An 18,909-nucleotide genomic window follows, 5' to 3' on the forward strand; every position below is an offset into this window, starting at 1 on the left:
CGGAGCATTCCTACGAGCGCATCGGAAAGTCTCACCTGAGCAAGGCAACCACCGCGTGATTTGATCCGGGTCCTTTCGGACACGGATCGTTGCGCATGACTGACACGCCTTGGGCCGCCCGCGAGGGCGATGCGCTTCTGCACAGTTCCATGCTGGCCGACGTTTTAGGCGGAGTTCTGGAGATTGCCGCCAATGTGGCCGTGACCGCATTGGCGACAGCGGCGGTGGTTGCGGCGACGGGTTTGACCGTGGCGACTGGCGGCCTCGGCTGCGTTGTACTCGGCGCCGTGGTGGGTGCGGTGGTCGGCGTCGGCATGAGCAAATCCGGCGCGGACAAAGGCCTCTCACGATTATGTGAGTCTTTCGCCAATGCCCTGTTTCCTCCCGTCATCGACGCGTTTATCAGCAGCGGTTCGCCCAACGTATTCATCAACGGCAAACCCGCGGCGCGGGCGGCTGGCAAGATCTCGGATGTAATCGCGGCGCCAGAGGGTGAGCCTACTTATCTGGATATCGCTGAAGGCTTTTTCTCTCAGCTATGGCGCCCGACAGTCGCTACGCCAGCCTTGGGCGCCGTGCCTTGTCCTGGCGATAAAGTCGACTGCGATAAACACCCGCCGATGCCAGAGCAGTACATGGCCGAGGGTTCCAGTCGCGTATTTATCAACGGCCAGCCCGCCGTGCGCAGTGGGGATCGCAGCACCTGCGAGGCCAAGGTTGGGACGGCGCAGGTTTCGCCGAATGTAATCATCGGCGGCGCCCCGGTCGTCGTCCGCGAAATCCGCAGCGGCAAGACGCCCGGTGTCGGGCTGGCGGTGACGGCGCTGCTGACCTTGCGCGGCGGTGGCGCGAAGTTTTTCAGCAAGCTGCCGTGCATGGCGGTGAGCGGGCTGGTGTCGTGGGGCAGCAGCCAGGTGAGCAATGCCATTACCTCGGCGGTCGCCGGTTCGCCCAACCCGGTACACAGTGCCACGGGCGCGAAAATTCTCGACGGTGAAGACGACTTGGACTTCACCCTGCCTGGCCTGTTGCCGATCGAGTGGCAGCGCTACTACAGCAGTCGGGACGAACGCCGCGATGGCCTGTTCGGCGCCGGTTGGAGTGTGATCTACGAGGTTTTCGTCGAAATGCAGGGGCTTGCTGAGTGCGGCGAGCGCCTGATCTACACCGACGAGCAGGCCCGGCAGATTGACATGGGCGTCATCCCCCTGGGCGGTGCGGTGTTCAGCGCGGGCGAAGGCCTGAGCGTGCGGCGCCATGCCAACGGGCAGGTGCTGATTGAAAGCGTCGACGGTATTTATCGGCTGTTCGAACCAACGCCAGGCAACCCGTTGCACCTGCGGCTGAGCCAGTTGGGGGACCGCAATGACAACCGCATCCTCCTCGACTACGACGCCCAAGGTCGCCTGAGTCAGTTACACGATTCCTTCAATGATGTACGAATTGAACTCGGCTACAAACTCGGCCGAGTCGAGCAGATTGAACGGTTGTTCCCGGATCACAGCCGCGAAGTGTTAGTCAGCTACCACTACGATGCCGCTGGCGACCTGACCGAAGTTTGCGATGCTGCCGGGCATCTACAGCGCCGCTTTGCCTACGACAGCGGCCAGCGCATGGTCGAGCACCAACGGCCCACCGGACTGCGTTGCTATTACCAGTGGGCCTGTGTGGAAGACGCCGAATGGCGCGTGGTCCGACACTGGACCGACGAAGGCGATGACTACCAGTTCGACTATGACCTACACGCTGGGATCACGCAGATTACCGATGGTTTGCAACGGGTCAGCACCCGTCGGTGGAATGCCCAGTACCAGATCACCGAGTACACCGACAACCTCGGCCAAACCTGGCAATTCGACTGGAATGACCAGCGCCAGTTGCTCGGCGCCACCGACCCTCAGGGCGGTCAGTGGACGTTCGGTTACGACGAGTCCGGCAACCTGTGCGAGACGCAAGATCCGCTGGGGCGTATCGAATCCACCGTGTGGCTGGAGCATTGGTCGCTGCCATTGGTGGAAACCGATGCCGCCGGACAGGTTTGGCAATACCGGTACGACCCGCGTGGCAACTGCGTCAGCGAAATCGATCCCCTTGGTCAGACCACGCGCTATCGATACGACCGTTTCGGCCAAGCAGTGGAAATCACCGACGCCACCGGCAAGAGCCAAACCTTGCGTTGGAATTCGTTCGGGCAACTGGTCGAGCACATTGACTGCTCGGGTTACCCCACGCGCTTCAGCTATGACGAGCGAGGCTATTTGCAGGTCATCACCGACGCCCTCGGCGAACGCACTCAATTCAGCTATGACGCCAACGGGCGTTTGCTCAGCAGCCAACTGCCGGACGGACGCATTGAGCGCTATCAGCGCGATGTCAGCGGTCAGTTGGTGGGCTACACCGACCCGGCCGGGCACACCACGCTCTACCAGCACAACCGTCGTGGCCAGGTACGCCAGCGCACCGACGCCCATGGACGACAGGTGCAATTCGGCTATGACAGCTACGGGCGGCTGCAAGCGCTGGTCAACGAGAACGGCGAAAGCTATCGGTTCGCGTGGGATGCCGGGGATCGGCTGATCCAACAACAAGACCTCGACGGCAGCGCCAAGCGCTACACCTACGACCGGCTGGATAACATCACGGCAGTGACCGCCGCTGCGGCGCCTTATGGCAATGGCTTGGCGATAGTTCCCGAGGAGCCACCGGCCCCCATCATTCATCGGCTGGAGCGCGATGCGGTTGGCCGATTGATTGCCAAGACCACCGACGATGGCCGCACCGACTACAGCTACGATGCAGTGGACCAGCTAACCGCCGTCACCTTCAGCGACTTGCAGGGCAATACCCAGGCTCTTGGTTTCGCTTACGACGCCCTTGGCCAGTTGCTTGCCGAACAAAGTTCAGCGGGCAATCTGCACCATCACTACGACGAACTCGGCAACCTGATCCAAACCCAACTGCCCGACGGCCGCTGGCTCAATCGCCTGTACTACGGCAGCGGCCACCTGCACCAGATCAACCTCGACGGCCAGGTCATCAGCGACTTCGAACGCGACCGCCTGCACCGCGAAGTGCTGCGCACCCAAGGCCAACTCAGCACCCGCAGCGAATACGACCGCAGCGGCCGCCTGCGCGCACGCCAGCGCCGCCACGCCAGCCAGCCCTCGTTGATGCCAGCGGCCACGCAAAAACACTTCGAGTACGACCCCGCCGACAACCTGATCGGCAAACTCGACCAGCAACCCGCCGCGCAACATCGCCAACTGCTGCACTACGACGCCACCGGCCGCATCATCGCCAGCCAGGACAACCTGCGCGGCCAGCGCGAAACCTTCGCCTACGACGCCGCCGCCAACCTGCTCGACGGCCCGCAAACCTCTGGCGGCTTGGTGCGCCATAACCGATTGCTGACCTATCAGGACAAGCGTTACCGCTACGACGGCTTTGGCCGACTGATCGAAAAACGCAGCGCCGCACGGGGTTTGCAGCGCTTTGCCTACGACGCTGAACACCGCTTGATCGAAGTACGCAGCCAGAAGAACGGGCGCGAAACGCTGGTGAACATGACCTACGACCCGCTCGGTCGACGCATCACCAAAACCGAACACGACAGCCGGGGTTATGCGCTGGGAGAAACCCGGTTCACTTGGGATGGTCTGCGTCTGTTGCAGGAGCATCGGCACAGTCAAACCAGCCTGTATCTCTATGAGGACGATGGCTATACGCCGCTGGCCCGGGTTGATGGCGTGGGCGAACACCAGAGCGTGCGCTATTACCACAACGACTTGAGCGGCTTGCCGGAACAGTTGACTGAAACCGACGGGCACAACGTCTGGCGCGCGATTTATCGGGTGTGGGGCAACGCGCTGGAGGAGGTGCGCGAAGCGTATTTTATTGAAGAGCAGAACCTGCGATTTCAGGGGCAGTATCTGGATCGGGAGACGGGGCTGCACTACAACACGTTCAGGTTTTATGACCCGGATGTGGGGCGGTTTACGACGCCGGATCCGATTGGGTTGGAAGGAGGCCTCAATCTTTACCAATACGCGCCAAACCCAATTGGATGGGCCGATCCATGGGGCTGGGCGTATGCAGGGGTGGACTTTACTGGCGGCAGTGACCTCTTCCCAACCACAGGCTCACAACGAAATATCGTTACCATCAAGATGCAAGGCCGCAGAACGCGAGATTTCACCCAAGCCTTCAAAGAGGCAGGCATTCCCAAAAGCGCTGCAACGGGCTACACCTGGCACCATGTTGATGACTTCAACCCCAAAACGGGTACAACGACCATGCAGTTGGTCAAAACCTCTGCCCATGAAGCCTCGTTCCCGCATGGCGGATCGGTCACGCAGTTCGAAAAACACTTCAAGGTTAACTACGACAAAGGCGAAGCAGTCCTTGCGGCCTCCAAAAAGGGTTGGCTGGCGAACAAAATCCCCAAAAACAAACTCAAACCTGGGCGCTGCTCATGATTGGAGATAACGATGATCGAAAACAAATTCTCAAGTAGTAGCTCAGCTATCACCGCAGCAGACTTGGACCACTTGGAGTCTGCTATCGGCAAGACGCTGCCGCCGCCCTTCCGAAATCACTACCTCAAATACAACGGCGGCACCCCTGAACGAACTTATTGGCAAGATGAAGACTTTGAAGAGCCCGTAGAAGTGTCCGTTTTCAAGCCGATTTCGGATGGCGAATCCACGGTGCTATCCACTTATCAGTTAATGCTGGAAAAAAAGGTTATTCCTGCACACCTCCTACCTTTCGCGAACGATTGGGGCGGCAACTTTTTTTGCCTGAATCTCGATACCGGGACAGTCAGTTATTTCACAACTGATACGTTTGATAGCGACCTCAGCTCTGAAGAAAACCATGCTGAATCCGAAAAACCCATTTGCTCAAATTTCCTCAGATTCGTTCAGGGGCTGATTGATGAGGAAGATGTCGACGAGGAATAAGTACAACTACAGGTTCTCTCAAAAAACCGTTCCACCTAGCGGGATCATAGCAGGCGCTCGTGTTCTGCCTCTGAGGGCCCCCGCCCAACGGCCGCTGGCTCAATCGCCTCTACTACGGCAGCCGCCGCGCCCCACCGGCCAGCCCTGGCAACTGCCGCCGACCCACCAAAAGAACTTCGAATACGACCCGGCCGACAACCTGATCGGCCGCCGGGAAGGGAGCCAGCACCAGTTACTGCATTACGACGCGACCGCTCGAATCATCGCCAGCGAGGACAACGTACAAGGCCAGCGCGAAACCTTTGCCTACGACGCCGCCGCCAACCTACTCGACGGTCCGCAAGTAAGGGGCGGATGGGTACGGCATAACAAACTGCTGACCTATCAGGACAAGCGTTACCGCTATGACGGCTTTGGCCGACTGATCGAAAAACGCAGCGCCGCACGGGGTTTGCAACATTTTGCCTACGACGCTGAACACCGCTTGATCGAAGTACGCAGCCAGAAGAACGGGCGCGAAACGCTGGTGAAAATGACCTATGCACACGCAGCCCGCGCTGATGGCAGACTCAGATCACATAAAACCCATGTGTCCCATCCCGAGCCAATTGCTCCACCAGTCCAAACTCCCAATCCAGATAGGCCTGCATGGCTTCCTTGGGATTGTCGGTGCCTTCATATGGCCGGCGGTAGCGGTCGATGCGCGGCGAGGCCAGGCGGGTTTCACCTGCTTCCAGCGGCAGTTGGGCGGCGATCCAGCCGGCGGTGCCGTCTTGCAACAGGAACACGTGTTTGCCGGTGAGGGCTTCGACTTCGGCCACGGCCAGGTGTGCCAGTTGGCTGCTGCCGCAGGTCAGGACGTAGCGCTCGGCGTTCGGCACCTTGGCCAGGGCTTGCGGCAGTTGCGCGCGCAGGGCCCACCAGGCGCCGGGGATGTGGCGCTTGACGTAGTTGGCGCTGGCGGTGAAGTCCAGCACTACAGTGTCGCCATGGGCCTGCCACTCGGCCAGGGTCTGCGGGCTGATCAGTTCGGCCTGGGGCGCGGCGGGCACCGGGGCGACCCAGGCGCCGGTTTCACTGAAGTGTGCCGGTTGCAGGTCATCCAGCACATGCACTTCCCAGCCCAGTTGGGCCAGCCAGGACGCAGACATATTCGCCCGCACACCGTCGTCATCGGCCAGCACCAATCGCGCACCGCGCACGCTGGCGACATGGTCGGTTTCCTGGACCAGTTGGCCGCCCGGGGTGGAACGGGCGCCGGGCAGGTGGCCGGTGTCGAATTCTTCCGGGGTGCGTACATCGAACAGGTAGGTGGTGCGCGTCGTGTCCTGTTGCCAGCGTTGCAGGTCGGCCAGGCTTGCGCGGCCGACGCGGGCCCGGTCGGCCACTCGGCGCGCATCCTGGGCGGCGAGCTGGCGATGGGCTTCGCCGGTCGGCGCAAAGCGGCGCGACTGGCCGTGGGCGAGTGTCTGCCCGGCCAGGGTCCAGCCGATGGTGCCATTGCGCAGGGCCGACACGGGGTTGGCCACGCCAGCATTGATCAGCGACTGGGTGCCGATAATGCTACGGGTGCGCCCGGCGCAGTTGACGATGATGCGGGTGGCCGGGTCCGGCGCCAGCTGACGGGCGCGCAACACCAGCTCGGCGCCGGGCACGCTGATGCCGGTGGGGATGCTCATGGTCTGGTATTCGTCGAAGCGGCGGGCGTCGAGCACCACCACATCGGCCTGGCTGTCGAGCAGGGCCTGCACCTCTTCGGCAGCCAGGGACGGCGTGTGGCGTTCACTCTCCACCAACTCGCCGAAGGCCTTGCTCGGCACGTTGACGTCGATAAATAGCTCGCCACCGGCGTTGCGCCAACCGTCCAGGCCGCCCTCCAACAGGCTGACCGCGGTGTAGCCCAGCGCAACCAGGCGCTCGGCGGCGCGGCTGGCGAGCCCTTCGCCGTTGTCGTAGACCGTCACCTGGGTATCGCGCCGCGGGATGCGCGAGTACACCTCCAGTTCCATCTTGGACAGCGGGATGTTCGCGGCGAACAGCGGGTGGGATTCGGCAAACGGCGCTTCTTCGCGCACGTCCACCAGGGCGACTTCTTCGCGGTCCAACAGGGCCTGGCGAATCTGGGCAAAGCTGCGGTGCGATACGGTGCTCATAGGGCAGGGCTCTTTTCTTTGGACAAGTCCCAGATGTTCGGGAGAAAGGCGTTGGAATAACCGGAGATAAACAGCTTCTCGCTGCCGTCAGGCTGGTACACCGCGCGGCGCACGGCACCGATATTGGCGCCGTACACATGAATGCTGATCGACACCTGATCGGGGTGAGCATTGCTGACCTGATGGATATCGCCGACCTTGGGCGACACGGCCTCGACCTGGCCCGGCACCAGTTGGATCGGCTGGCCCGCGGCGACCAGGCGCCCGTCGGTGGCGCGCGCGAAGCCTTGGGAGAATTCCGAACCGCGCAGCATGCCGATCAGGCCCCAGACCCGATGGTCATGAATCGGCGTGCTTTGCCCCGGCCCCCATACGAAACTGACGATGCTGAAACGCTGGCGCGAATCGACATGCAGCAAAAATTGCTGGTAGCGCTCGGGGTCGGGTTGGGCGTATTCGTCGGGGAGCCAGTCGTCATGGCTGACCAGTTGCGCGAGCAGCTTGCCGCCACGGTGCAACAGGTCGCCTTCGCGTGGATTAGCGTCGATCAATTCCGCCAGGGCGCCTATGAAGGCCCTGAGTCTTTCGGGGTGCTTGGCCTGGGTCATGACACTTCCATCGGCTACTGTTGATCGGCTTATCTAAGCATAATGTTTGTAGTTAATATGCTATTTTTTAATGATTAGCTTATAGCTGAAGGTGATTTAGAACCGCTCTGCATCGTGTTAGGTGTTATCGAACGCAGCCCGGGCTATCCAGAAAACGTGCCTGCAACTATGCTTCGCACACATCTTAATGACTGTTTTCTATGTGCGGCCCAAATGAAAATTGACGATATCGATGCTTTTGTCGAAGTGATTCGGTGCCAGTCCATCAGCCATGCCGCCGAGTCGTTGCAACTGACCCAGCCGGCCATCACCCGCCGTGTGCAGAACTTCGAGCAGGCGTTGGGCGTGGAGCTGTTCGACCGCAACACCAAGCCCCTCAAGCCTACGCTGATCGGCACGCGCGTCTATGAGCAGTGCCGGCTGATCCTGCGCGAGATGGATGCCCTGCGCGAACTGGTGGCCACCGATGCGCCGCCCACCGGGCTGTTGCGCCTCGGTGTGCCGCAAACCATCGGCGACGTGGTGCTACTCGATGCGCTCAAGCACCTGCGCACCGAATACCCTGACCTGCGCGCCCAGGTCGCCACCGGCTGGGGCAGCCAATTGGTCGGCAAGATCGAACGCGGCGAGCTGGATGCGGCGGCGGCGTTGTTCCCGGCCGGCAAGATCTTCCCGGACAACGTGGTGGGTGAATCCATCGGCAAGATGGAGTTGGTGGTGGTCTGCGCCAAGGCACAGTTGCCGAAGAAACCGTGCAAGCTGGCCGATGTGTACCAGAACGGCTGGATCCTCAACCCGGACGGCTGCGGCTTCCGTGCCGGCTTGCAACGCACCTTGTCCGATCAGGGCCTGGCGTTGCGGGTGAACCTGGAAACCTTCGGCACCGAGCTGCAACTGGGCCTGGTGGCGGACGGCCTGGGCCTGGGCCTGGTGCCGCGCCCGTTGCTGGAGCGTAGCGCCCACCGCGAGCAACTGGCAGTGATGCCGCTCAAGGACTTCAAGCCGGTGATGAACCTGTGGCTGATCTACCCGCACTTCCTCGGTAACCTGCAAGGGCCGGTGGATGCGTTCGGCAAGTGGGTGGCGGACGCCTTGCACAAGATCCGCAACGCCGCTTGACCCCTGTGGGCGTGTAGGGGCGCGGGCGGCAAGGGCTTTAACCTGACCTTAGATAACGTTGTGTTTTCCCTGGGCCTGAGGTCTGATGGGCGCGGAAAATTGCTGGGTCAGGTGGGTCACTCATGCGCGAAGAACTCGCACACTATGGCGGTATTACCGTCATGATTCCGGCCGCGCTGGTCATCGCTGTGTGGCTGCGCTATTCGTCGCCGCGGGCGCTCAAGGGATGGCTCATCACCGTCGCTTGCACTTATTCAATCGTGGCGTTCAGCAAGTTGCTGTTCAAGGGCTGGGGCGTTTCGTTTCAACACCTTGATATTGCCGTGCTCAGTGGCCACGCCATGAACACATGCCTGGTGGTCACCGTGGCAATGAGTTTGGTGGCGCGCCAGTTCAACCCGGCCTTGCGCTGGCCCGCGGCGCTCGCCGGATTGATCGCCACCGGTTGGTTCAGTGCTTATTGTGTCGCGCCGTACATCCACCCTCTGAACGAGGCGCTGGCGGGCGGGTTATTGGGCGCGGTGGCCGCGCTGACGTTCTTGTGGCGAATAGATGTCGCGCAGGTCAATGTGTCGCCATCGCTGATCGGCGCTGGGGCAGTGGTCGTGTTATTGAGTGCGCTGGTGCCCAAGTACAACGCCGAGAACCTGCTTAACCATGTCGCCGTCAGCGTCTCCGGGGCGTCACGCGCCCATCAGGAGCCCGCGTGGCGCGTCGGCTCCGGGCCGATCAAGGCGCAATGAGTGGAGGCGTGTCTTGAACGGGCATACCGATTGATGGGCGTCCCTCGGTGTTGAAGATGTTCGCCAGTAGCTCGTCGGTCTTGGTTTGCATGAAATGGCGGTCGCCACGGCTCTCTACGCACAGGCAGACGGACAGGGCATTACTGACTTGCAACTTGAAGCGCCAGTCGGCGAAGACCATGGACAGCCCGGAACCGGATTCGTCGAAGTCTAAAGAGTTGCTGGCATATAACATGTGCATTCGCTCAACCACCGTTGTCGAGTTGTCGACATTGACATGAATGTTTCCCGAAGACGGGAACAGGCCAATACGCTCTACCAGTAACTTTGAACTTTTCATGGCCGTGCCTCGTTGCTGTACTCGGTGGGCACTTTATTATGAAGAGGCGCAAAAGTAAGGGAATGTTATTTTTAGTCGGTCAATAGGCAATTATGTTATTTATTGTCCGGCTGAAGAGATGGTCGAAACTTATTGCCTGTGAACATAATTGCCTGGCTTGTTTCAGGGTGCTATTGGCTGGCGTTGATGTTATTTATTCTTTGCTTTGGCTCATGAGTACTTTGCGGCGCGTGGGAGATGGCGGTGTTTAATAAGATTTTGATTGTGTGTGTCGGCAATATTTGTCGCAGCCCCATGGCGGAAAATCTACTGCGTGCCGCACTTGCTTCCAGCGATATACAGGTGAGTTCGGCGGGGTTGGCGGCGCTGCATCAACACCCGCTGGAAGCCACGGCTTCGCGGGTACTGGAAGAACACGGGCATGCTTTTCAGCCCCACCAGGCACGGCAATTGACGAGCGGGGCGGTGAGTGAAGCGGACCTGATTCTTGTGATGGAACAGTGGCAGATCGAGGAGGTGCTCAAACTCGCGCCGGTGGCTCGGGGTAAAGTATTCCTGCTGGGCAAGTGGCAGTGCAATAGAGAAATCAAAGACCCTTACCGCCAAGGCAAACCGGCATTTCTACAAGCGTATGGCTTGATTGAGGAAGCGACGGATGCGTGGGCGCAGTTGTTGGCGGGTTGAGGTTGTTTGAATGTTATTTAAGGTCGGACATGATCGCTTGAACCCTCTATTGGAATATTGGGAAAGTGACTCGTGAGTTGAGCGTCAAGTGTTGAGAAGATTGTGTTGTCAGGCTCTAGTGAGCGTTTGTGTGTCGAGTATAGCCGTTGTACGTGCATGGAGCCGGGCGTCTTGCACCCTGTGCCATTCCTAGACTATCTGTAAGAAAAAGAACTGACTTATGCAATCAGTAACTGCGGTAACTTCACACCATTCGGATGACACTGATTTAGACTTTATGGCGCTGGTGGGTACTCTACTGGATCATAAATGGCTGATCGGTGGAATCAGTATTGCCTTTATGGCCCTAGGCGCGGCCTATTCGGTATTGACGCCGCCGATCTATCAAGCGACCGCGTTAGTTCAGGTCGAACCGAAGAAGGGCGACATGCTGGGCTTCTCGGATGTCGGCAGCCTGCTCGGTAAAGAATCGCCGACGGTGACCGAAATCGAACTCATCCGCTCGCGGATCACCATCGGGACCGCCGTCGATAACCTGAACCTGGACCTTGACGTCAAACCCAAGCGTTTTCCATTGCTGGGGGGCTTTGTTGCCCGTCGTTTCAAGCCCACCGAACAGGAGGCAGTGGCTGCACCGTGGTTGGGGTTGAGCAGCTTCGCCTGGGGTGGTGAGGAGCTGAAGTTTTCCGAGCTGCGCCTTCCCGCCAAACTGCTGGGCCAGGAGCTGACGTTGACCGCCGGCAATGGCGGCAGCTTCACGCTGTCGGACCAGGACGAGGCTGTTTTGCTTGAGGGCCAAGTGGGGCGCGCCTACGACAGCAATGGCATCAAGCTGCGTGTCGAACAGCTTCGGGCCAACCCCGGCACCACTTTCAGCGTGGTCCGTTCACCGCGCCTGAGCACCATTTTGCGCTATCAGAAATTGCTGGATGTGGCTGAACGCGGCAAGGAATCGGGGATTATCGGGCTGGCCCTGGAAAGCCCGCGACCTGCCGACGCGATTCAAGTGCTCAATGAGGTCGCACGCATCTATGTGCGGCAAAACATTGACCGCACCTCGGCAGAAGCCGCGCAAAGCCTGGCGTTTCTCAAGGGCCAGTTGCCGCAAGTGCGCAAGGATGTCGAGCAGGCGGAAGCGGCGTTGAATCAATTTCAGATCCGCAACAAGACCATCGATATCAGCCTGGAAGCGAAAGCCATCCTGGATCAGATCGTCGCGTTGGATGCCAGCATCTCCGAACTCAAGATGCAGCAGGCGGAAATAGAGCGCAAGTTCACCCCTCAGCATCCCGTGTACCGGGCGTTACTGACTCAATTGGCAGAGCTGACCGAGCGCCAGAATGAGTTGGCCAAGAAGGTCGAGAGCCTGCCCACCACCCAGCAGGAGCTGCTGAGCCTGACCCGCGATTTGAAGGTCAGCACCGAGATCTACACGCTGCTGCTGAACAAGTATCAAGAGTTGGACGTGATGCGCGCCGGCACCGTGGGCAATGTGCGGCTCATCGATACCGCCGATGTCGATTTGCGAAGCCCGGTCAGGCCGCAGAAAGCGCTGATCATCGTGATTGCCACACTGCTCGGTGCCTTCGTCGCGATCGCATTGGTGATGTTCCGCAAAGCGCTCAACCGCGGTGTTACCAACCCGAATGACCTGGAAAAGCTCGGCTTGCCGGTCTATGCCGCGATCCCGTTCAGCACGATACAAAAAGAACTGGATCAAAAAATCCTTCGTAAAGACCAGCTCGGTGGCGCACGACTGTTGGCCATGACTCACCCCTCGGACCCAGCGATCGAAGGCTTGCGCAGCCTGCGTACCAGCTTGCATTTCGCCATGCTGGAAGCCGCTAACAATCGCCTGATGATCTCTGGGCCGAGCCCGCAGGTCGGCAAGACCTTTGTGTCGGCGAACCTGGCGGCGGTGGTTGCTCATTCAGGGCAGCGGGTGTTGTTGGTCGACGTGGACATGCGCAAAGGCTATTTGCACAAGGTCTTCGGCGTATCGGTTGAAAACGGCTTGTCTGACGTGCTGGCCAAAAACTGTGAACTCACGGCAGCCATCCACCACACGGCCGTGGACAACCTCCACTTCCTCGGGCGAGGGCAAGTACCGCCGAACCCCTCTGAACTATTGATGCACGCCAATTTCAGCGCGTTCCTCGAACAGGTCAGCGCGCTGTATGACCTGGTGATTCTGGATACCCCGCCGTTTCTCGCGGTGACGGACGCAACCATCGTGGGGCGTCAGTCGGGCACCAACCTGATCGTGGCTCGCTTCGAGGTGAACTCCGTGCGTGAAGTGGAGTTGACGATGCGTCGCTATCAGCAAAGTGGCATCGAGCTCAAAGGCGCGATTTTCAATGGCATCGAAAAACGCTCATCCGCCAAATACGGCTATGGCGCCTACAGCTATTACAACTACGACTACAAGTCAGACAGCGTTTGATCTTGCGCTACCGGCAATCGACGTCCAACGAGCAGCCTTTTTACCACTGGCCGCAGGTTCAAAGAGAAACGCTATGAAAGTTACAGTTTTTGGCATCGGTTATGTCGGCCTGGTCCAGGCCGCGGTACTTGCTGACGTCGGTCACGACGTGCTTTGCATCGACATCGACGTTTCGAAGGTCGAACGTCTCAATCAGGGGCATATTCCGATCTATGAACCTGGCCTGGAGGCCCTGGTCAGGGACAACCATGCTGCCGGTCGCCTGAACTTCACCGCCGATGGCGTGGCCGCGGTCAAGCATGGCGAAGTGCAGTTTATCGCCGTGGGTACGCCTCCCGACGAAGACGGTTCTGCGGACCTCAAGTACGTGCTGGCGGTGGCTGAAACCATCGGTCTGCATATGGACGCGGCGCTGACGATCATCGACAAATCCACCGTCCCGGTGGGCACGGCCGATAAGGTCAGCGCGCGTATTGCGGCCATGCTGGCTCAGCGCGACCGCAGTGATTTGAGCTTCGAGGTGGTGTCCAACCCGGAGTTTCTCAAGGAAGGCTGTGCGGTTGCCGATTGCACACGGCCGGACCGCATTGTCATCGGCACGGCCAGTCCACAGGCCGAAGCGGTCATGCGCGAGCTGTATGCGCCGTTCAATCGCAATCACGACCGAATCATCGTGATGGATGTACGCAGCGCCGAGCTGACGAAGTACGCAGCCAACTGCCTGCTCGCCACCAAGATCAGTTTCATGAACGAGATGGCCAACCTGGCCGAGCGCTTGGGCGCCGATATCGAGATGGTTCGCCAGGGGATCGGCTCCGATCCGCGCATCGGCTATCAGTTTCTTTACGCGGGCGTCGGTTACGGCGGCTCGTGCTTCCCCAAAGATGTCCAGGCGTTGATCCAGACCGCCGACGGCATCGACTTCGATGCCACGCTGCTCAAGGCCGTGGAACGGCGTAATGCCGAACAGAAACAGACCCTGTTCAACAAGCTTTCCAGTCGCTTCAACGGCGAGCTGGCGGGTAAGACCTTTGCGCTCTGGGGGCTGAGTTTCAAACCCAACACCGATGACATGCGCGAAGCACCCAGCCGGGTGCTGATGGAGGCCTTGTGGCGCGCGGGCGCCAAGGTGCAGGCCTATGACCCGGAAGCCATGGAAGAAACCCAGCGCATTTATGGCGACCGCGACGACTTGCGCTTGTGCGGCACCCAGGAGGCAGCCCTCAAAGGTGCGGATGCATTGATGATCGTCACCGAGTGGCAGGCATTCAAGGCGCCGGATTTCAACGTGATCAAACGGCAACTCAAACAGCCGTTGATTTTTGACGGACGCAACCTGTTCGACCCCGGCAGCGTGCTGAAGAAAGGCATTGAGTACATTTCCATTGGGCGACCTCTCAATACGGTATAGGTCCTCCCATGAGTGTGCTTAAAAGAGTCGTCAACGGCATTGGCGCCAACTCGTTTGGTCAGGTGGTCAATCTGCTGATCCAACTGGTGAGTGTCCCGGTCCTGATCGCCAGTTGGGGGTTTGGCGCCTACAGCGAATGGGTCGTGCTGTCCGCGATCCCCACCTACCTGGCGTTATCCGACCTGGGGGTAACCACCGCCGCCTCGAGCAAGGTGGTGATATGGCATGAGCGAGGCCGGTTGAAGGTTGCCAGTGCGGTCTACAGCACCAGCTTTGCGTTTTTACTGTTGGTGGGGGTTAGCGTGTTATTGCTGGCTGTTGGCTCTCTGGCGTTTTTCGACCTGTTCAGCCTGCTCAATCTCAAGTCCATCCGGAGCGGCGATGGGGTGTTGATCCTCTCGGCGTTGACGGGGTATTCGTTGCTGTGCCTGCTGACCAACATGGTTTCGATACGTTACCGCGCATCCAAGGCGCTGCCTTTGTCGTCCTTCATCATGAATGTGATCAGGATGCTGGAATGGTCGGCCGCCTTACTGTGCGCGTATCTCACCCATAGCCTGGTTGCCACCAGCCTGGCGCTGTTGATCGTCCGTTCGAGCGGAATTGTGGTCAAGAATCTGCTGGCCGATCGGCTGGGCATCAGCTTGCGCTTCGATCCTTCGGTGGTCGGGAAGCGGGCGTTTATCACCTTGATCAGACCCTCGCTGGCGTCTTTGGCCTTTCCGATCGGGCTGGCGCTGAATGTTCAAGGGCTGACGATTTTGTTGTCGATACTGCTGTCACCGGCCCATGCCGCGATATTCGGTCTTTACCGAACGATCTCAAGGGTGTTGGTGCAGTTTTCCACGGTGGTGAATCAGTCGATCTGGCCGGAAATCTCTTATGCATTCTCCGTCGGTGACAACCAGTTGGTCAGGAAAATGATTCGTTATGCGCTGAGGTTTTCACTGCCCATTGCCTGTGTGATGGGTGCGCTGATCGTGGTATTCGGCGGGTCGATATTCGATGTCTGGTCGGGCAGAAAGGCGGATTACTCGGCAACCGTCATGCTGGTACTGATTGTCGGCGCACTGACGCATGTGGCGTGGCAGGTGTACTGGGTGGCCATGATGGCAACCGCTTCCTACTCGGCGTTTGCCGTGGTGTTCATGTTGGTGTCGATGGTCAGTGTGCTCGCGGTTTTTTGCCTGGCTCAAGACTTCGGACTGCTGGGTGTCTGTTATGTGCTGGTGGCCACGGAAGGGGTGTTGTTCTGCTTTGCCAAACGCGGGTTTTATCGTCTTGAACAGAGGATGGCCCGTGTTAATTAATTACCTGTTCCAGCACCGGCTGAAGGTGAGCCCGTTCAAGCTCGTCGGGTTGAAATACCTGGCCAAGCGCGCGCTGCTGCTCAGCCGATTGCTCCAGGCCAACCACCGCCAGTGCCGGCTGCGCCGACAGGGCGCGACCATCGGTGCGCTGGTGATGATCAACGATGCGGAGTTTGAAGGCGCCGTCGGCCGTTTCAGCATCGGCGCGGGCAGTTTTATCGGCAAGCGCACGTTTATCCAATTGCACGCCCCCGTGAAGGTTGGCGGGCATGTTGCGATCAATGACGGTGTGCGAATCCTGACGGGCACGCACGGCGTGGACGATCCCGCTTGGCGGTTGAAGGTCGCGCCGGTGGTGATTGGCGATTACGCGTGGATTGCCACGGGCGCGATCATCTTGCCGGGGGTGACCATCGGTGAAGGCGCCGTGGTCGGTGCGGGCAGTGTCGTTGCCCGCGATGTAGCGCCTTTCACGATCGTCGCGGGTAACCCGGCGGTCGCGATCAAACGTCGCGCCGAGTGCGCGTTCACCTACAGCCCGGTCAGGTCGAGTGCCGTGGTTGAAGCCTGGATGGGTAAATAAGATGATCCTGGTCGCTCATCCGGTGGGTAATCAAAACGTTCGCGCGCTGTTGGGTGCGTTGAATCAACGGCGCTTGCTGCATTCGTTCCATAGCTCGCTGGCGTTGCATAAAGACTCTTGGCTTTGCCGTCTTCCGGTCGTCGGCAAAGAGTGCCTGCGGCGCACGTTCGACATGGTCGACGGTGCGTTGCTGCACAGCTACCCGCGCTACGATGTGCCTCGCGTGCTCTGTGACAAGTTGAAGTGGTACAGCCTTACGCAGCGCAACATCGGGATGTTCTGCCCGGAAAATGTGTACGAACACATTGATCGGGCCAGCGCGCAGTTCTTGTACAACACCGCGTGCAAACCCAGCCAAGTGTACGGTTATGACGGCAAGTGCAAGGCCCTGTTCACCGCCGCCAAGGCGGTTGGCGGGATCACGCTCAATTATGAGGCGGCCTTCGGCTCCATTTCCTACGCGTGCGGGATGCTGGACCATGAGCGTGAAGCGAACCCCGCGTGGCGGGCGAGCATTCCCAACCTCAGCGAAACCACCATCCGCAAGCAGACCGCCGAACTGGCGTTGGCGGATCGGATCATCGTGGCCAGCACGTTTGCCAAACGCACCCTGGGTGAATCCGGCATCGCCCACCACAAAGTTGCGGTGACCCCCTATGGCGCACCCGCACCGATGGTCCACAAAGAGGTGAATGTCCGGGCCGGGGGGCCGCTCAGAGTGATTTTTGTCGGTGCGCTGACCCAGCAGAAGGGCATCTCGTATTTTTTCGAGGCGCTGAAGATCGCGTCGGGCAGCGTTGCTCTGGATGTCACCGTCATCGGTGCCGACTATGCCAATGGGCGTAACCAGGCGCTCAATAGCGAGCTGAAGAAGTATCGCTGGCTCAGCTCGGCGCCCCACGATCAGGTCATCCGCCAATTGCTGGCGGCCGACGTGCTGGTCTTGCCTTCACTCGCCGAAGCGTTCGGCCTGGTGGTGGGCGAGGCACTGTCCACGGGGACGGCGGTCATCGTTTCGCAGAATTGTGGCGCGGCGGATTTGATCATCGACGGTTTCAACGGGTATGTGGTGCCGATCCGTTCCGCCGAGGCCATTGCTGCCCGTCTGGTCGAGCTGGCCGATGACAGTGAAAAACTCAGTGCGCTGAAGCACAACGCGGTGTTCTCGGCAGGTAGGACGACCTGGGACACCTACGCCAAGGAGGTGCTGGATGCAATCCTTGGCCAACCCTGAGCTGTCCAGCCTGAAGGAGCGTTACAGAAAGCGCGTGGTCAGTGCGTTTGTCCTGATCTATCTGTTCATTTTGTTTGAAGGGGTTTTGCGCAAGTGGCTGCTGCCGGGCCTGAGCTCGGCCATCTATTTCATCAAGGATCCGATCGTTCTCTATATCTATTGGTACGCGTTCAGGTTCGGCTTTTTTTCCAAGAACCTGCTGTCGGCGTACTTCGTCATGTTGTTGGTGGTGTTCTTTGTTCTGGTCTCCGCATTTTTGTTGAGCAGCCCTGAAGGGCTGGTCATCTACGGCTATGGCGTCAGGAACTACTTGCTGTATTTCCCCCTGATATTCGTTGCCGGAAAAACCCTGCAGTTGGCCGATGTCTACCGTTTTGCCCGGATCACGCTGTTTGCGGCGATTCCCATCAGCGTGCTGGTGGTCATGCAGTATTCGTCCGGGCCGCAAGCCTTCGTCAATAAAGGCATTGGGGACGATGACTTCATTTTCATGATCGCCGACGGGGTTGTCCGGCCGTATGGGACGTTCACGTTCACCGCCGGGCACGTTGTTTACGTGTCTGCCTGCTTTGCTTTCCTGGTGGCGGCGATTTTCGACCGGGCCTTGTTCCGCGCAGTGTTTGCCGGGCGATACCTGTTGTTCCCGGTGTCGGCCATCTCGGTGGCGGTGATGTGTTTCTTGACCGGATCGCGGGCCATCTATGCGTATGCCGCCATCGTGCTGTTGGCGGCCTTGATGGTCGCCTTGATCAAGAAATCGCAAAGAAACCTGTTGTCGCTGTTTTTCCTGGTGGCGGCACTGTTTGTCAGCCTGCTGATTTTCATGTCGTCCGACAGTTACCAGATTCTCGTCGAACGCAACCGGAGTGCCGTCGCCAGTGAAGGTTCGCCGGTGACCCGGGCATTCTCCAGTCTGTATGCGTTCACTCGCGTGATCGACGATGCACCGCTCTGGGGACACGGCATCGGCTCGGGTACGAATGCCGCCTCGGCGATATTGCGCGCGGGGCGCGAGCAAGGCGCGGGTTTTTTGCTGGCCGAAGATGAATGGTCGCGGATCATCCTGGAACTGGGCCTTCCCATCGGGGCGCTCTTTATCCTGTTCAGGATCTTCTTGCTGATCTGGTTACTGCTCAAAGCCTATAAAGCGCTGATCAGGCAGGGCACCGGCGTTCCATTGCTGCTGTGCGGTTTCCTGGCGCCGATTTTATTCAATGGGGTCATGACCATGCAGGGCACGTTCCTGGCCTTTGGCGTGTTCTACGCCTGCCTGATTCTTGCCGCTTGCAAGAAGACTTGAATCAATTCAACGGATGAGCG

The 18,909-nt window shown here is 59.4% G+C and carries 14 protein-coding genes and 1 pseudogene; 12 read left to right on the forward strand and 3 right to left on the reverse strand.

Annotation, left to right across the window (positions count from 1 at the left end; genetic code table 11):
* Positions 1-95 precede the first annotated feature (95 nt).
* The 3 genes and pseudogenes from PverR02_RS12985 to PverR02_RS12995 form a co-directional block, all read left to right on the forward strand.
* Positions 96-4,475, forward strand: coding sequence for an RHS repeat-associated core domain-containing protein (locus PverR02_RS12985; RefSeq protein ID WP_079443568.1), 4,380 nt, complete (start codon positions 96-98; stop codon positions 4,473-4,475).
* 12 nt (positions 4,476-4,487) lie between these two features.
* Positions 4,488-4,961 (forward strand): SMI1/KNR4 family protein, encoded by a 474-nt coding sequence (locus PverR02_RS12990; protein ID WP_079443569.1) that lies wholly within the window; start codon positions 4,488-4,490, stop codon positions 4,959-4,961.
* Positions 4,962-5,088: 127 nt separating this feature from the next.
* Positions 5,089-5,502, forward strand: a pseudogene (locus PverR02_RS12995) (hypothetical protein); the annotation flags it as partial.
* A gap of 28 nt (positions 5,503-5,530) precedes the next feature.
* Here the strand turns inward: PverR02_RS12995 and PverR02_RS13000 are convergent.
* Entirely contained in the window at positions 5,531-7,114 is a 1,584-nt protein-coding gene (locus PverR02_RS13000) for a rhodanese-related sulfurtransferase (protein WP_079443571.1), read from the reverse strand.
* The gene (locus PverR02_RS13005) at positions 7,111-7,722 is read right to left on the reverse strand and encodes a cysteine dioxygenase family protein (protein ID WP_079443572.1); all 612 of its coding nucleotides are present in this window, start codon (positions 7,720-7,722) and stop codon (positions 7,111-7,113) included. The genes PverR02_RS13000 and PverR02_RS13005 overlap by 4 nt, the downstream gene beginning before the upstream one ends.
* 213 nt (positions 7,723-7,935) lie before the next feature.
* Here PverR02_RS13005 and PverR02_RS13010 point away from each other — a divergent pair, with 213 nt between their 5' ends.
* Together PverR02_RS13010 and PverR02_RS13015 are read left to right on the forward strand one after the other, a co-directional pair.
* Positions 7,936-8,841 (forward strand): LysR family transcriptional regulator, encoded by a 906-nt coding sequence (locus tag PverR02_RS13010; RefSeq protein WP_046383844.1) that lies wholly within the window; start codon positions 7,936-7,938, stop codon positions 8,839-8,841.
* A 122-nt stretch (positions 8,842-8,963) separates the two neighbouring features.
* Positions 8,964-9,584 carry a hypothetical protein gene (locus tag PverR02_RS13015; RefSeq protein WP_046383843.1) on the forward strand — a complete coding sequence of 207 codons (621 nt, stop codon included), beginning with the start codon at positions 8,964-8,966 and terminating at the stop codon, positions 9,582-9,584.
* Here the strand turns inward: PverR02_RS13015 and PverR02_RS13020 are convergent.
* The gene (locus PverR02_RS13020; RefSeq protein WP_227778852.1) at positions 9,571-9,924 is read right to left on the reverse strand and encodes a phosphomannomutase; all 354 of its coding nucleotides are present in this window, start codon (positions 9,922-9,924) and stop codon (positions 9,571-9,573) included. The genes PverR02_RS13015 and PverR02_RS13020 overlap by 14 nt on opposite strands.
* A gap of 243 nt (positions 9,925-10,167) precedes the next feature.
* Between PverR02_RS13020 and PverR02_RS13025 the strand changes: the two genes are divergently transcribed.
* The 7 genes from PverR02_RS13025 (at position 10,168) to PverR02_RS13055 (ending at position 18,889) form a co-directional block, all read left to right on the forward strand.
* Positions 10,168-10,608 (forward strand): low molecular weight protein-tyrosine-phosphatase, encoded by a 441-nt coding sequence (locus tag PverR02_RS13025; protein WP_169850583.1) that lies wholly within the window; start codon positions 10,168-10,170, stop codon positions 10,606-10,608.
* Between the two features lie 220 nt (positions 10,609-10,828).
* Complete coding sequence (locus PverR02_RS13030; RefSeq protein ID WP_079443573.1) at positions 10,829-13,051, forward strand: polysaccharide biosynthesis tyrosine autokinase; 2,223 nt, start codon at positions 10,829-10,831, stop codon at positions 13,049-13,051.
* Between the two features lie 73 nt (positions 13,052-13,124).
* Entirely contained in the window at positions 13,125-14,462 is a 1,338-nt protein-coding gene (locus tag PverR02_RS13035) for a UDP-glucose dehydrogenase family protein (protein WP_079443574.1), read from the forward strand.
* Positions 14,463-14,524: 62 nt separating this feature from the next.
* Positions 14,525-15,772 carry a polysaccharide biosynthesis protein gene (locus PverR02_RS13040; RefSeq protein ID WP_227778854.1) on the forward strand — a complete coding sequence of 416 codons (1,248 nt, stop codon included), beginning with the start codon at positions 14,525-14,527 and terminating at the stop codon, positions 15,770-15,772.
* Positions 15,762-16,355, forward strand: coding sequence for an acyltransferase (locus tag PverR02_RS32950; RefSeq protein ID WP_269432655.1), 594 nt, complete (start codon positions 15,762-15,764; stop codon positions 16,353-16,355). Before PverR02_RS13040 ends, PverR02_RS32950 begins: the two co-directional genes overlap by 11 nt.
* Before the next feature lies 1 nt (position 16,356).
* Complete coding sequence (locus PverR02_RS13050) at positions 16,357-17,589, forward strand: glycosyltransferase family 4 protein (protein ID WP_079443575.1); 1,233 nt, start codon at positions 16,357-16,359, stop codon at positions 17,587-17,589.
* On the forward strand, positions 17,567-18,889 hold the full coding sequence (locus PverR02_RS13055; protein ID WP_046383837.1) for an O-antigen ligase family protein: 1,323 nt from the start codon (positions 17,567-17,569) through the stop codon (positions 18,887-18,889). The genes PverR02_RS13050 and PverR02_RS13055 overlap by 23 nt, the downstream gene beginning before the upstream one ends.
* Positions 18,890-18,909 lie beyond the last annotated feature (20 nt).

This window comes from Pseudomonas veronii, from assembly GCF_002028325.1.
GTDB lineage: Bacteria > Pseudomonadota > Gammaproteobacteria > Pseudomonadales > Pseudomonadaceae > Aquipseudomonas > Aquipseudomonas veronii.

Coding starts and splice junctions, on each gene's coding strand:
- PverR02_RS12985 (WP_079443568.1), top strand. CDS start 96: ATGACTGACACGCCTTGGGCCGCCCGCGAGGGCGATGCGCTTCTGCAC.
- PverR02_RS12990 (WP_079443569.1), top strand. CDS start 4,488: ATGATCGAAAACAAATTCTCAAGTAGTAGCTCAGCTATCACCGCAGCA.
- PverR02_RS13000 (WP_079443571.1), bottom strand. CDS start 7,114: ATGAGCACCGTATCGCACCGCAGCTTTGCCCAGATTCGCCAGGCCCTG.
- PverR02_RS13005 (WP_079443572.1), bottom strand. CDS start 7,722: ATGACCCAGGCCAAGCACCCCGAAAGACTCAGGGCCTTCATAGGCGCC.
- PverR02_RS13010 (WP_046383844.1), top strand. CDS start 7,936: ATGAAAATTGACGATATCGATGCTTTTGTCGAAGTGATTCGGTGCCAG.
- PverR02_RS13015 (WP_046383843.1), top strand. CDS start 8,964: ATGCGCGAAGAACTCGCACACTATGGCGGTATTACCGTCATGATTCCG.
- PverR02_RS13020 (WP_227778852.1), bottom strand. CDS start 9,924: ATGAAAAGTTCAAAGTTACTGGTAGAGCGTATTGGCCTGTTCCCGTCT.
- PverR02_RS13030 (WP_079443573.1), top strand. CDS start 10,829: ATGCAATCAGTAACTGCGGTAACTTCACACCATTCGGATGACACTGAT.
- PverR02_RS13035 (WP_079443574.1), top strand. CDS start 13,125: ATGAAAGTTACAGTTTTTGGCATCGGTTATGTCGGCCTGGTCCAGGCC.
- PverR02_RS13050 (WP_079443575.1), top strand. CDS start 16,357: ATGATCCTGGTCGCTCATCCGGTGGGTAATCAAAACGTTCGCGCGCTG.
- PverR02_RS13055 (WP_046383837.1), top strand. CDS start 17,567: ATGCAATCCTTGGCCAACCCTGAGCTGTCCAGCCTGAAGGAGCGTTAC.